This is a genomic window from Methylobacterium sp. SD274 (assembly GCF_017355285.1).
GTDB lineage: Bacteria > Pseudomonadota > Alphaproteobacteria > Rhizobiales > Beijerinckiaceae > Methylobacterium.
In genome coordinates this window covers 106,989-120,941 of record NZ_JADIJP010000003.1, presented here as the reverse complement: position 1 = coordinate 120,941, position 13,953 = coordinate 106,989, and the positions used below count along the sequence as shown (strand labels likewise).

General features: G+C 68.5%; 8 protein-coding genes and 1 riboswitch. Of the genes, 1 reads left to right on the top strand and 7 read right to left on the bottom strand.

Features of this window, described 5'->3' with window-relative positions:
- Positions 1 to 342 precede the first annotated feature (342 nt).
- From IPV08_RS04005 to IPV08_RS03975, 7 genes are all read right to left on the bottom strand, one after another.
- Entirely contained in the window at positions 343 to 1,851 is a 1,509-nt protein-coding gene (locus tag IPV08_RS04005; protein ID WP_207410862.1) for a PepSY domain-containing protein, read from the bottom strand.
- Positions 1,845 to 4,046, bottom strand: coding sequence for a TonB-dependent receptor (locus IPV08_RS04000; RefSeq protein ID WP_207410861.1), 2,202 nt, complete (start codon positions 4,044 to 4,046; stop codon positions 1,845 to 1,847). The genes IPV08_RS04005 and IPV08_RS04000 overlap by 7 nt, the downstream gene beginning before the upstream one ends.
- 297 nt (positions 4,047 to 4,343) lie before the next feature.
- Positions 4,344 to 4,546: riboswitch (cobalamin riboswitch) on the bottom strand.
- Positions 4,547 to 4,643: 97 nt separating this feature from the next.
- The gene (locus IPV08_RS03995; RefSeq protein WP_246747774.1) at positions 4,644 to 7,049 is read right to left on the bottom strand and encodes a TonB-dependent siderophore receptor; all 2,406 of its coding nucleotides are present in this window, start codon (positions 7,047 to 7,049) and stop codon (positions 4,644 to 4,646) included.
- A gap of 263 nt (positions 7,050 to 7,312) precedes the next feature.
- Positions 7,313 to 9,346, bottom strand: coding sequence for a Fe(3+)-hydroxamate ABC transporter permease FhuB (gene fhuB, locus IPV08_RS03990; protein WP_348646069.1), 2,034 nt, complete (start codon positions 9,344 to 9,346; stop codon positions 7,313 to 7,315).
- Positions 9,339 to 10,154 carry an ABC transporter substrate-binding protein gene (locus tag IPV08_RS03985; RefSeq protein WP_246747773.1) on the bottom strand — a complete coding sequence of 272 codons (816 nt, stop codon included), beginning with the start codon at positions 10,152 to 10,154 and terminating at the stop codon, positions 9,339 to 9,341. The genes fhuB and IPV08_RS03985 overlap by 8 nt, the downstream gene beginning before the upstream one ends.
- A gap of 70 nt (positions 10,155 to 10,224) precedes the next feature.
- The gene (locus tag IPV08_RS03980) at positions 10,225 to 11,514 is read right to left on the bottom strand and encodes an MFS transporter (RefSeq protein WP_207410858.1); all 1,290 of its coding nucleotides are present in this window, start codon (positions 11,512 to 11,514) and stop codon (positions 10,225 to 10,227) included.
- A 41-nt stretch (positions 11,515 to 11,555) separates the two neighbouring features.
- Positions 11,556 to 12,623, bottom strand: a complete 1,068-nt coding sequence (locus IPV08_RS03975; protein ID WP_207410857.1) for a siderophore-interacting protein — start codon at positions 12,621 to 12,623, stop codon at positions 11,556 to 11,558.
- 535 nt (positions 12,624 to 13,158) lie between these two features.
- Between IPV08_RS03975 and IPV08_RS03970 the strand changes: the two genes are divergently transcribed.
- Positions 13,159 to 13,941, top strand: coding sequence for a GNAT family N-acetyltransferase (locus tag IPV08_RS03970; RefSeq protein WP_207410856.1), 783 nt, complete (start codon positions 13,159 to 13,161; stop codon positions 13,939 to 13,941).
- Positions 13,942 to 13,953: the final 12 nt, after the last annotated feature.

Below are 13,953 nucleotides of genomic sequence, written 5' to 3'. Positions count from 1 at the left end.
TCCCCTTGCCGGGAGGCGGCGTGAGCCCGGCAGGGCGAGGGTGAGGGGGTATCTCCGGATGCGGCTCCTTCGGCCAAGCCCCCTCACCCTCGGCTGCCGCCTCGCCGCGCTCCCCAACGAGGGGGAGACGCGGCCCTCTCCCCGCGTACGGGGAGAGGGAATGCGCGCCGGCCTTCGAGTCCAACAGTCTGAGGGCACGTCCCTATTCAAAAGAGGCGGGGTTCCCCCTCTCCCCGCGGGCGGGGAGAGGACGTCGTCCTCCCCTCGTCGGGAGGCGACGTGAGCCCGTTAGGGCGAGGGTGAGGGGGTATCTCCGGGGGTGGCTCCTTCGGATAAGCCCCCTCACCCTCGGCTGCCGCCTCGCCGCGCCGACGACGGGGCCGTCGCGGCCCTCTCCCCGCGGGCGGGGAGAGGGGAATGCGCGTCGGCCTTCGGGCCGCTTACGAGCCGCCGCCAGCCGATGACGAGCCCTGTCATCACGAGGGTTCCGGCGAGCAGGTTGAGCAGCCATTGTGCCGCGTCCCTGGCGGGCGGGTGGCCGACGAGGACCGGCAGGTCGAGGCGGTGGAGCGCCGTGAACAGCCAGCGGTTGACGCGGCCCGAGCGGTCGAGCCGGTTGAGGATCTCGCCGCTCTGCGGGTCGACTTGCAGCCAAGTCGCGGCGGGATCGGCAAAGCGCAGGCGCAGGATGGGGAGCGTCCCGCTCGTGAGCGGCGACCAGTAGAGGTCGTGGGAATCCAGGCGCTCGACGCCCTCCAGCCTCGCACCCGACATCGCGAGACCCGCCGCCGCCGCGATCCAGGCGGTTGAGGGTGCGTCTCCGATCGCCCGCATGGCGGCACGGTCGAGCCCCGTCGCGCCCCAGTGTCCGCCGATCCGCGCGAGATGCAGGCCGAGGGGTGCATCGGCGGCCAACGCGCGTAGGCTCCCGGTCGTGAGGCCGATCGGGTTGTCCGCACCGGCATAGGCCTCGCGCAGGTCGGCGGGCGGCGCGAGGGAGGTGAACCAGCGGTTCGGGTTCATCGAGAGCCAGCCGCTGAGGATGAAGGTGGTGAGGCCGATCCCGCCGATAAGCCCGGCGAAATGGTGCCAGCGCGCCATCCCGCGATAGGGCGTGACGCGCCCTCGCGCGTAGCGCCGCCTCACGCGCAGGCGCCAGATCCCCAGGACGAGGCCGGTGAGCGCCGTGAAGGCGGCGATGCCGGAGACCCAGAGCACCACATCGCGCCAGAGGTCGGCGCGGGCGCGCAGCGGCGTGAGATAGACCCAGTGGGTGACGGCGCCGACCCAGTTCCAGCCACGCTCGAACCGCGTCGTGTCGAGCACGATTCCTCCCGTCCTTTCCGAAACGTAGAGTTCGGTGCCGGCCGCGTCGTTCAACGCGACCTTGTGGAAGGGCCGCAGGGGATCGTAGCGCGCCGTCACCGTCCATTGGTCACGCGCGACCTCCTCCACGGACGCGCCGGGACCGGCCCCGGTGAGGCGCCGGGCCGCCTCGGCATCGACCGGACCCGCCAGCGTACCGGTTCGCGCGGAGAGCGTAATGCGGCGGCCGTCGCCGGACGACATCCGGTAGATCGGCTCGTCGCCACGCATCTCCAGATCGAGGCTGCGGGGCATGCCATGCAGCCCGGCGGCGGTCAGCGCCTCGTCCGGCGAGACCGCGACCGCCTCCCACGCCATCGGGCGAAGACGCGCGAGGCGCTCCGTCTCCGTCAAGCTCGGGAACGGCACATAGAGCATCACCAGCCCGGAGCCGATCCAGAGGGCGAAGAGCAGCCCGGTTCCGATGCCCAGCCAGCGATGGCCGAGGACCAGCCACCGCTTGCCCTGCTTGAACAGGCTCACCACGCGACGCTGTAGGCGACCTCGAACGAGCGCGGGCGCCCGAGGATCCAGTTGGTGCCGATCCCGTCCACGGCGTTGCCGCTGATCGCGTAGGTTGTATCGAACAGATTGTAGACGCGAAGGCTCAGGCGCGAGGCCGGGGTGACCTGATGGTCGAGGCCGAGATGGGCCAGGGTGTAGTCGGGCCGCGGCGCGGTGTTGGAGAAGTCGCTGAAGACCCGGCCGACATTCTGCAGCCCGATCCGCGCCTCCCAGTCGCGGGCGAAGGCCCAATTGAGCCAGACATTGGCGACGCGCTCGGGCACGTCTTTGGGCTGGTTGCCCGCATAGGACGCCGCCCCTTCCCGGAACTCGTCGTATTGCGCGTGGAGCAGGGCGAGGTTGGCGTCGATGCGCCAGCCGTCGGGCAGGCGCAGGGCGAGCGCCCCCTCCACCCCGTGCGAGGATTGCCGGCCGACCTGGGTCGAGACATTGGGCTGGCCCGGCACCGCCGAGATCAGGTTGTCCTTGACGATGCGGTAGCCCGCCACCGTCCATTCGAGGGCGCCGTTCAGCGCGAGGCCCTTGGCCCCGACCTCGACCTGTTCGCCGGTGGAGAGGTCGAAATTGGCGTTCGTTTGCGACAGGCTGATGAGGCTCCCCACCGGATCGGTGGCGGTGGCGTATTGCACGTAGAGGGCCGAATCCGGCGTCGGGTTGTAGACGAGGCCGAACCGGTAGCTCAGGGCCTCGAACGAGCGCGCGAAGGTGTCGCCGGTGGCGAGGTTGCGCCGGTGCAGGGTCGGCGCGTCGAAACGCATTCCGGTGAGGAAGGAGAGTTGGTCGCTGAGGATCAGCCGGTTCTCGGCGAAGACCGAGGCCTGGTTGGTGCTGGTGGCATAGGCCGGGCTGGCGCGGCCATTGGCCGGGAACAGGCCCGGATCGTAGGTGAACGGATCGACGCTGGTGACGAGGCCGCCGCCCGCGCTGGAGAAGTTGTTGGTGTGGCGGAAATCCACGTGGTTGACGTCGAACCCAATGGCGAACTCGTTGCGGAAGCCGAACAGGTTGCCCTTGAAGGCCGCGTCGAAGCGGTTCCCGACCTGCTCCTGGTTGTGGTAGATTTCGAGGTAGTCGGACCTGTCGATCCGTCCCGTACCGCTATTGAACCGGTACTGCTCGACATCGAGCCAGTGGCGACGGCTCTGCAGCCGGTAGGCGGTGTTGCGGATGGTGATGTCGGCGCTCGGCGTCCACTCGGTCTTGAGTTGGGTCCAGTTATCGGCCCAGACGATCTTCGCGCCGTCGACATTGTAGTTGTTGTTGCGCAGGGACTGGACGATCCGGCCATTGACCAGCGGCGTGCCCCAGTAGCGCGCGGGCTCCTGGTAGCCGAGATCGTGGCTGAGGGTGACGGCGAGATCGGGGTTGAGCTGGAACAGCAGCGCGCCCGAGACCGCGAGGTTGCGGAAATCCCCATTCGGGCTGGTCCAGCCGCCGTCGCGGTTGCCGCTGACATTGAGGCGGTAGGCCACCGCATCGCCGATTGGACCGCCGAGATCGACGGCGAGGCGCGCGAGCCCGTCCGACCCGGTGGCGGCACGGGCGGCATGGATCGGCGTGAAGCTCGGCTTCTTCGAGACCACGTTGACCACGCCGCCGATGGCGCCGTCGCCATAGAGCACGGAGGCCGGGCCGCGTAGCACCTCGATCCGCTCCACGTTCCAGGTATCGAACGGGAAGGTCACCGTGCCGGCGCCCACGAACAGCCGCGTGCCGTCATAGAGCTGCTGGATCGAGTTCGGGCCGGCGAAGCCCCGGCTGGAGAAGGCGCCGTTGCCGTTGCCGGGCGACGCGATGGTGGTGATGCCGGTGGCGTTCTGCGTCACCGCCTCGACCACCGTGTTCTGGCCCCGGATGCGCGCGGTCTCGCCGCTGATGACATCGATGCTGGCGGGCGTCTCCAGCGGCGTCAGGCCGAGGCGACTGGCGCTGCGGGAGGGGGTCGAGAGGTTGAGCCCGACCGGGTTGGCGCGAGTCAGGCTGACCCCGCTCCCCTCCACGGTGAGCTGGTCGAGGGTGACGGCATTCTGGCCGATGGAATCCTGGCCCCGGACCTCGCCCGCGAGCAGGGTCGAGCCGAGGAGTGACGCGATGAAAGCGGTGGCGCGGGCCGGCGAGATCCGCCCGGGGGCGCGGTGGGTGACCTGTGTGGGCATGTTCGTTTGGGCAAACCGGAGTGATCGCTGGCCGAATGCCGCGCCCCTTCTGCTAGATCGTATGTTATAACGTTACAATACGTCGAACCGGGCAAAATGCCTGCGCGGAGGACCAAACGGTCTCGCCGAGGGCAAGCTGTGGAGCGATTCTGTAACGGAAGGAACAGGGACGATCGGGCATCGCGGGCGAACGGCAGGCGCGGCTCAGCGCAGTGGCACGTCACCGCGAACGAAGCCGATCCCCACGCGAGCGCAGGTCCCGACACCCCACCAGGACACCCCGCCCGATGCGTTTCGCGTGTGACCACGACTGACGGCAGGTCTCCTGGCTCGCGGGTCGACGCCCTCTCATCGTCTTCCCAGAAGCCGGAGCCTCCAGTGACGTGTTGATGATGGGCTCGCCGCTTACAGTTGCGGGGGCAGCCGCGGCATCGGGCTCAAGACCCTCACCGCGTTCCCTTTTGATCCCCCGAAGGGGAACCGTCATCGTCAGGCTAGTCGAGGGCGAGAGACCGCGTCAACGACGTGACGGCAACAGCCCAAAAGAAAAGCCCCGGACCGTTCGATCCGGGGCCGATCTCATCGGATGCGTATCGCCTACCAGCGGTAGGTGACGGAGCCGGTGATACGGCGGCCGTCGCCGTAATTGCAGCCGACATATCCGAGTTGGGCGCAGGTGCCGACATAGACCCGGTCGGCGAGGTTGTTGGCGGCCACCTGGAAGCGCCAGTTGTCGTAGGTATAGCGGATCGACGCATCCATCAGGAAGTAATCCGGCACGCGGATGGTGTTGGCGGCATCGCCGAACGTGTCGCCGATGTAACGAACGCCGAAGCCGAAGCCGAGACCACGGAACACGCCAGTCTGGACGGTATAGTCGGCCCAGTTCGAGATCACGATGTTCGGAACTTGAATGGGACGATTACCGACTGTGCTCGCGAACCGCGCGTCCGGGGGCGTATCCTTGGTCACCCGCGCGTTGAGGGCGGTGAGCGAGCTCAGTAGGCGGAACCCTTCGGCCAGTTCCACGGTGGCCTCGACCTCGACGCCGTTCACCGCGATCTCGCCGGTCTGGTAATAGGCCTGCTGCAGCGGATCGGTCGGATCGAAGGTCAGCGCATTGGTTTTCTTCGTGTCGAAATACGACAGGAGGAACGTGCTGTTCGATCCGGGCGGCTGGAACTTGATACCGCCCTCGACCGTCTCCCCGATCTCGGGCTTGGCGGGGCCGATCGAGTAGGTGGCCGGGGCAATGGGGACAATCGGGCTCGGCGTGCTCGACTGGATGTAGAACGGCAGCACGTTGAACGAGCGCGCGGCCGCGACGTAGGGCGTCAGGCCGTTGTCGAAGAGATACGACAGCCCGACGCGGCCGCTATACGATTCCGCATTCTGGGTGACCCCGAAATTGGTCGGGATGGCGTTTGCGACGCCGATACTGTTCAGCGTCGTACGCACGGCATCGAGGGCGGGGTTCTGCACATCCGTCCGCGTCTTCACCCAATCGTAGCGGGCGTTGGCGCTGAACAGGAAACCGTTGCCGAACTTCACCTGATCCTGGGCGTAGATGCCGGTCTGCTCCTGCGACAGCCGGCTCAACAGCGTCCTCTGCAGGGGGGCGACGGCCGAGCCATAGGTCGGGTTGAGGACGTCGATCGGCCCGACCAGCGCTGGCGCCGGGGCGCCGAGCAGGAAGTTGGGATCGAAGAAGGCCTGGGTCGGGCCGCCCCTCTGGTCGCTCTTGTTCTGGATGTTGCTGTAATCGATGCCGAGCAGGGCGGTGTTCTTGAACCAGTCGAACACGTGCTCGTGCTGGATCTGGGTATCGACGGTGAAGACGCCGTAATCCTCCAGCCAGGTCTGGGCCGAACGGTTGATGAGCGAGGGTGAAGCCGTATTGTTCAGCCCGGTCGGGTAGATGCTGTTGTAGTTGGTGCTGGCATGGGCGTAGCGCAGATTCTGGCGCACGGTCCATTCGTTGTCGAAGCGGTGCGAGAACTCGTAGCCGGCCATGGCGCGCTCGGACTTGAACCGGCTGAAATCGGGCTCGCCGAGGAAGCGGTCGCGCAGGTTGGCCTTCAGCGGGTTCGACCCGTTGGTGTAGTATTGCGGGATCAAGCGGTACTTATCGCCCGAGACATCCTTCTGGTAATTGCCCAGAAGCGTCAGGCTGGTATCGGCCGACGGCCGGAAGGTGACGGCCGGGGCGATGTAGACCCGGTCGAGATCGACGTAATCGGCCTGGGTGCCACCGTTCCGCAGGAAGCCGGTGATCCGGTAGAGGATGGTCTTTTCGGGATTGGCCGGGCCGCTCAGGTCGAAGCCGAACTGCTTGCGGTTGTAGGTGCCGTAAGAGCCGTAGATCTCGCGCAAAGGCACGTCGAGGGGCTTCTTGCTGACGAAGTTCACGAGCCCGCCCGGATCGTTCAGGCCGTAGAGACCCGAGGTCGGCCCGCGCAGGACGTCGATGCGCTCGATCCCGTAGGGCTCCTGCGGGAAGCCGGAGAAGCTGGTGACGGGCAGGCGCAGGCCGTCGCGGTAGACGCCACGGATGGTCTGGTCGAAGCCGCGGATGATGAGCTGGTCGAAGCGGCCATCTTCGCCCTGAGGCGAGGAAACGACGCCGGCCGTGTAGGCGAGCGCATCGGCGAGGTTCTGCGCGCCGCGATCCTCGAGCTGCTTCTGCGTCACCACCGAGATCGATTGCGGAATCTCCCGCAGGTTGGCGTTGGTCTTGGTGCCGGACGAGCTGCGCGTCACGACGTAGGAATTCGCCGCGACGATGCTGTCATTGGTGCTGCCGCTGCCGACACCCGCGCCGGAGCCCTGCACCGACAAGGTATCGAGCTGCACCGCCGCCGTGCCGCCCGAAGCGGCTTGGGCGAAGGCTTCCCCGCTCCACAGGGCGGGAACCATGGCGAGCAGCGCCACGGTCGAGACGCCGGCGAGGCAGCGCATGCCACTCACGGCTTTGTGAGAGAACGTGCCAGAAGAGAGCAACATGCCATCAGACATAGGGAAGACCTTGATCGTCGGAAATACGGCGCAGACCTGATTGGTAAAGAACGAGATTTCCTTGTCGATGCATCGCGTAGAACGATTCAAAAACAAGATCGGGTCTCGACAAGACGAATCCACACAGCGTCTTTGTCAGCAAGTCAAAGTTGAGATTTAATGACAAAAGTTGCGGCGGCGTTGCCTAAGAAACACAACCCTTCTTTGGAACAATTCAATTCAAGCGCCGTAAAAAACTTGTCGAAAGACGATCAACGGCGGGCCAGCAGCCACATCAGGAACGGCCCGCCGACGAGGGTCGCCACCAATCCGGCGGGGAGCTGGTAGGGGAAGAACGCCATCCGTCCGACGAAATCCGCCGCGACCATGATCAGCGCCCCTGCGATGGCCGCACCGGCGAGTTGCGGCGCGGCCCGGGTCAGGCCCGCCAAGCGCGCCACCTGCGGCCCGACGAGGCCGACGAAGCTCAACGGCCCCGCCACCAGGGTCGCCGCGGTGGTGAGGATCGCCGCCAAGGCCAGGATGACGAGACGGCTGCGGCGCAGGCCGAGCCCCAGCGAGCGGCCCGTCGGAGCGCCGAGGGGAAGCAGCTCGAGCCAGCGGGTCAGGGCGGGAAGGCAGGCGGCCCCGAGGACGAGGATGGCGATGGCAGCGACGGCATCCTCCGGCGCCACCCGCGCCGTGGACCCCGCCGTCCACCCCAGCAGCATCACCACGGAGGGATCGCCGCTGATCATCAGGATGGTGAGGAGGGCGCCGAACCCGGTGGTGAGGCCGATGCCGGCCAGCAGCATCTGCTCGGGCACGGTGTCGGCACGGCGGGCGAGGCTCGCGATGGCCAGGAGGGTCGCGAGGGCCCCGAGGCTGCCGGCGCCGAGCAGCGCCATCCGGTCCGGCGTTCCGAGGACGATCGTGACGACGACGAGGCCGAGGGCGGCCCCGGAACTGATCCCGAGCACTTCGGGGCTCGCCAGGGGATTGCCGGTGAGCCGCTGCAGCAGGGTGCCGGCGATGGCCAGCATCGCGCCGGCGGCGAGCGAGGCGGCGATACGGGGCAGGCGCCAGGGGAGTAGTTCTTCGAGCCCGGCCCCGAGGCTCCAGTGCCAGCCGGCCGGGTCGCGGCCGAGGGTCAGCGCGACGAAGACGAGGAGGGCCAGCGACACCGCACCGGCCAGGATCAGGCGCCAGGGCCGCGTGAGCCGGGCCGAGGCGCCGCCCTCCGGGCGATGCAGCGCGCCGACGCCGCGCAGGCGCGGCAGCAGCCAGAGCAGCATCGGCACGCCGACGAGGGAGGCCAGCGCCCCAGTCGGCACCTGTGCGATGGGGGCGAGCGCCAGGACCACGGAATCGGTGAGCCAGATCAGGGCCGCCCCGAGCAGTGGCGCGGCGATGAGACGGGCGCGCAGCGTGCGCGTGCCGGTGAGGCGGACCAGGATCGGCGCGGCGAACCCCACGAAACCGATGACGCCCACCCCCGCCACCACGAAGCCGCCGAGCGCCACCGCAACGGCCACGGCGAGGAACCGGACCCGGCCGAGGGAGAGCCCGAGGCTCTTCGCGTTCGCCTCGTCGAGGTCGAGCAATGCGAGCGGCCTCGCCATCAGCGCCACCAGAAGGGCGGCGACGGCGAGGCGGGGCGCGAGATAGGCCGGCGCGCTCCAATCGTTCATGGCGAGCGAGCCCGCACCCCAGACGAACAGGCCGAACAGCCGCTCCTGGTGCAGGATGACGAGGAGGGTCTGGATCGCCCCGCAATAAAGCTCGACCACCAGCCCGGCCAGCAGCAGCCCCAGGGGCGCGAAGCCCTTGGCACGCCCCAACGCGAAGACCGCCAGCACCGCCAGGGCGGAGCCGGTGAGCGCCACGGCCTCCCGGCCCTGCGAGAAGAGGCCGGGCGCGAACAGGGAGGCCAGGGCCAAGGCGAGCTGTGCCCCGGCCGAGATGCCCAGCGTCGAGGGCGAGGCGAGGGGATTGCGCAGCACCTGCTGCAGCACCAGCCCCGACAAAGCGAGGGCGGCGCCGGCGAGCCATGCGGTGACGATCCGCGGCAGCACGCTCTCATGCAGGATGACCTGCGCGATGTCGGTCCAGTCGGGACTCCACAGGGCTTTCAGCGCGAGGCCGAGCGGCATGTCGGCCGTGAGCATGCGCAGGGTGAGGAGCCCGGCCACGAGGGCCACCGCGCCGATGAGGAGCCATGTTCCGCCGATCCGCGAGCGGCGCGGCGCGGGGGCGGCCAAGCCTGATTCAGCCAAGCCCGATCCGGCCAGTTTCGCATCAGCCACGGGGGCAATCCCGCTTGGAGAGATCGGTCATCAGTTCGGCGAAGCGCGCGATGGCCGGCAGCCCACCGTAGAACCAGACCGGCGGCACGACGTCGACATGGTGCTCGCGCACCGCCGGCAGCGTCTGCCAGAGCCGGCTTCCGGCCAGCGCCTTGGCCGCATCCGACCGGATCGGCCCGACATGGACCATGCGGGCATCGGCCGGACCGGTGGCGAGCTGCTCGATCCCCACCGCCGTGAAGCCGGATGCGTTGCTGGCGCCGGTCCACGCATTCTCGATGCGGAGGCGGTCGAGCACGGTCTGGAACAGGCTGGTGCGGCCGTAGACCACGATGTTGCGGTGATCGACGATCCAGACGAGGTAGGTCGGGTGCCTCTCGGCCGGGCAGGCGCTCGCCGCCGCCGCGGCGAGAATCGCCTCGGTGCGTGCTTCCAGGGCCTTGGCTTCATCGACGCGGCCGAGACGCAGGGCGATGCGCATGGTCTCCGCCTTCGCCCGCTCGTAGGGATCGCCCCCGGCATTGGCGATGGAGACCGCCTCCGTCGGGGCGATGCGCGACAGGAAGCTCCCTTGCGTCGCCACCTGGATCGGGTTGGCGAGGATGAGGTCCGGTTTCAGGCCCGCCAGTAGTTCGAGGTTGGGCTCCACCACGAGGCCGAGATCGACCACGCCTTCGGGGAGCGCCGGCTCCACCACGGTGCGGTTGTAGTTCTCGGGCTGCGTCACCGCGATCGGCACGATGCCGAGGCCGAGGAGGAGTTCCACCGCGCTCCAGTCCAGGGCCGCGACGCGCGGCTGCGCGGGCATCTTTTTCTCCGCGCGCGCGGGCAGACAGGCCAGCACGAAGAAGCAGGCCGCCAAGCCGACGACGGCCCTTCTAGCGCGCATCGACGGCAGCCAGGGCGAGATCGTCGGCCTTCCTTTTCACCTCCGGAGCGAGGCTCGCATCCCGCAGGGCGGGCGTGAGGGCCGCGATGGTTGCGGTGGCGGCGAGGCACAGGCCGCCGCCTGCCGCCATGGCGATCCGCGCCGAGGCGAGATGGGCCGTGGTGCCCGCCTGCATGCCGCCCAGGGCCGGGCCGATCGCCTCCTCCAGCACCCACAGGCTCGACACCCGGCCCAGCATCGCGTCCGGCGTCGCGCGCTGGATCAGGGCCGCGCGCAGGATGCCGGCGAGGCTCGCGGCGGCGCCGAGAGTGGCGAGACAGAACAGGGCGGGAGCCATGCCCTCACTGAAGCCCAGCGCGATGCAGGCGCAGGCCCAGACAGCGACGCAGGCCACGAGCCAACGCCCGGCGAACGGGCTCGCGCCGGCTCGTCCCGAGGCCAGGGCGCCGAAGAGCGCGCCGGCCGAAGGGGCGGCATAGAGCAGGCCGATGCTGTCGGGCCCTCCGCCGAGCCCATGCGTCGCGAGTTCGGGCAGCAGCACGTAGGGCACGGCGAAGACCAGGGCGACGAGATCGACGAGGAGCAGGCTCAGCACCAGGGGCGAGCGGGCGATGTAGCGCAGGCCCCCCATGAAGCCGGCCTCGTCGGCGGCGAGCACGGGAAGGGGCGCTCCAGCGGACGGGCCGGCCAGCGGCGGCAGCGGAGGTAGGAACCCGAGCACGATCGGCGTGATGCCGGAGATGAGCGCGACAACGCCGTAGCAGGCGACGAGCCCCGCGCCGGCGGTGATCGCCCCGGCCAGGAACGGCCCGGCAATGGCGCCCGCCTGCGCCGCAACGGCGGTGAGCGCGGCGGCCCCCGACAGGTGCTCGCGCCCGACGAGGGCCGGGGTGGCGGCCATGATCGCCGGCATGCCGAAGCCGAAGGTCGAGCCGCCGACCACGGCCGCCGCGTAGATCGGCCAGACCATCGGGGCCGCGAGGGCGGCGTTGGCCATAAGGATCAGGATGGTGAGGAGATGCGCCGTGCGCGACCAGACCATGACCGCGCGGCGGTCGTAGCTGTCGGCGAGCCAGCCGCCGACGATGAGCGCCAGCGCCATCGATCCCGCGACGGCCGCGTTGAGGAACGCCACCTGCAGCGACGAGGACGTGAGCGCGTACATCTGCAGGCTCACGGCAACGCCGAGCACCCCGAAGGCGAGGAACGAGGCGGCCCGCGCCGCATAGAGCAACTGGAACCCGCGGCTTGCCCGCAGGGGAGACAGGTCGAGCATCATGGAATCATGCCGCCTCGGATGACGCTCTTTGACATCACGCTTCAATCCTCGTCCTTGGCGTCTTCGTCGGCGCCGCGCCGCCAATAGGCCACGGCGAGATGCTGGTCACGGGTGAGGCCACAGGTCTTGCGCCAATGCGCCCGCAGGGCCTTGAACGCATCGAATTCCGAGCCGGCCCAGGCGAAGACCGTGCGATCCTGCGGGAACGGGATCGCCCGGACCGCATCCGCCAGGAGCGTGGTCGTGCCGGGCGGTGCACCGTTGCGGTGGAGCCAGCGCAGCTCCACCCCCTCGGGCCGGTCGAGCGCCTGCTCGTCGGCCGGCCCATCGACCTCGATCACCGCGACCCCGCCGACATGGCCCGGCAGCCGCCCGAGGATGCGACCGATGGCCGGCAGGCCGGTCTCGTCGGCGGCGAGACAATACCACTCCGCCGCGCCGACGCTGCGGCCCCCGGGGCCGAGCAGCCCGACCACGTCCCCGACCTTGGCGCGTTTCGCGAAGGACGCGCCGGGACCGGCGTCGTGATGCATGACGAAGTCGATGTCGATCTCGCCCGCAGCCGCGTCGATGCGACGGATCGTATAGGTCCGCATGGAGGGCGCGCCGTCGCCCTGCGGCCAGACCGGGATGCCGTCGATTCCCGGCACGGGCCATTGCGGCGCATGGCCGGCGGGCGGGATGACGACATGCACATGCATGTCGAACGCGTCGTAGCGGGCCAGGTCCGCGCCGATGAAGGTGACCCTGCGCATATGCGGCGTGAGATCGACGACGCGCCGGACCGTCACCTCGCGCAGGCTCGGAATGGTCTCGTCGGCGCAGCCGTCGCCGGTCCAGACGATGGAGGCGTCCGTCGCGCCGGGAAGCTCCTGCAGATGCGAGGCGAGCATGAACTTGACGACGGCGAGGGAGGTCTCGTCGGCGGCCTCCGCCTTAAGGGCGAGCAGGCCTTCGGCGGCGACGAGGGTTCCGGTCCCGACATCGAAATCGACCCGGCCGCGTCCCGGCTCGTGAAGCACGGGGATGTCGTGTTCGAGGAAATGCTCGCACAGATCCGCGATGTAACGCCCGGCATCGGCGAGGCGGACCTGGGCTTCGGAAGCCATGGCTATCACGAGATGTTCTCCACGAGAGCGGGGCGAGATGAGGTCGAGCCTCGATTTGATCGATGACCGTAAAGAGCTGAGCAACGCAAGGCAGCGCTTGAATATTCCGACACCTTCATCGGTTCAAACCACCATGTATAGTATGGACCTCGACCCGGATCATGAGCATGATACTCGGACCTGTATTGGATTCACGCCACGCCCACAACCCAGGGGTGAGCCTGGGGCGATCGGGCTCTCCGCATCTCCGGTGTCGGTGTGGCTTCAAGGCAGGGGATGGTGCCAGCCTGACGGAGCGCCGTTCGAACCGGGCGGGTAGAGATTCGGTCGACCTGCCATGTCGAGGTAAATCTTTCCAGTCGCATCTATATCCGGTACGGATTTTCATCGTTCCATTTGCAAGATAAATCCGTTCTCTACTAAGACATGGACAAACCGAAATGAAACCCCATATTCTTGGGCGTTCGCAGCCTGAACCGATCAATACTCTTGCTGCATAAAGCCTTATTTTTATGAGACTCTTCTTGGAGAATGCATGACGGGAATCGCCTTTCGCGAGATGCTCGACGCCCATTGCCTGATGCAGTCGGGCTGTTACGTCTCGGATGTCGAAACCGCGCCCGATGGCGGACGCTACCTCTGGTCCGCCGCCATTCCGGAACCGGGCTTCAATGTCGGCGTGGAGACCACCGATCTGTCCTGGGTCCGGGCGGCTTCCGCGAAACGCGAACGCCTTCCCGCCCTTCTCGTCACCGAGGACCGGGACCGCGAGAGGCTCGGAACCCATCCTGACCTGCAGGCGGCCTTCCCGACGCGCTGGATGGTCCGTGACTGCAGGCAGGCGCAGACGCCGGTCATGCCGGGCGGGCTGACCCTCGCGGCGGAGGCGAAGGCCGCGCCCGGCGAGGCGTATCTGTCGGTCTGTCGCGGCCTCTACGACGACGAGGGCGTGAACGCGATCGCCGAGGCGGTGTTCCTGCCGGTACTGCGGGAGGCCCGGCCGGTCGAGGGCGTGGAGGCGCATCATCTCACGGTGAGCGAGGACGGCGTCCCGGTCGCCTGCGCCTCGCTCTACCGCTCGGGAGGCCTCGCGGGCCTCTATAATGTCGGCAGTCTCGCGAGCCGCCGCGGGCGCGGTCTCGGCGCCCTGGTCACGCGGGCGGCGATCGAGACGGCCAGACAGGAGGGCGCCGAGACGGTGATGCTGCAATGCGTGGCCGGCGGCCATGTGGAGCGGCTCTATGCCGGCCTCGGCTTCACCGTGGCGGCGAGCCCGACGCTGATGGTGTTCTCGCATGGCGGCGCGTTCGCAGGATGACGCGATAGCGGT

Coding starts and splice junctions, on each gene's coding strand:
- IPV08_RS04000 (WP_207410861.1), bottom strand. CDS start 4,046: ATGCCCACACAGGTCACCCACCGCGCCCCCGGGCGGATCTCGCCGGCC.
- IPV08_RS03995 (WP_246747774.1), bottom strand. CDS start 7,049: ATGTTGCTCTCTTCTGGCACGTTCTCTCACAAAGCCGTGAGTGGCATG.
- IPV08_RS03985 (WP_246747773.1), bottom strand. CDS start 10,154: ATGCCCGCGCAGCCGCGCGTCGCGGCCCTGGACTGGAGCGCGGTGGAA.
- IPV08_RS03980 (WP_207410858.1), bottom strand. CDS start 11,514: ATGATGCTCGACCTGTCTCCCCTGCGGGCAAGCCGCGGGTTCCAGTTG.
- IPV08_RS03975 (WP_207410857.1), bottom strand. CDS start 12,623: ATGGCTTCCGAAGCCCAGGTCCGCCTCGCCGATGCCGGGCGTTACATC.
- IPV08_RS03970 (WP_207410856.1), top strand. CDS start 13,159: ATGACGGGAATCGCCTTTCGCGAGATGCTCGACGCCCATTGCCTGATG.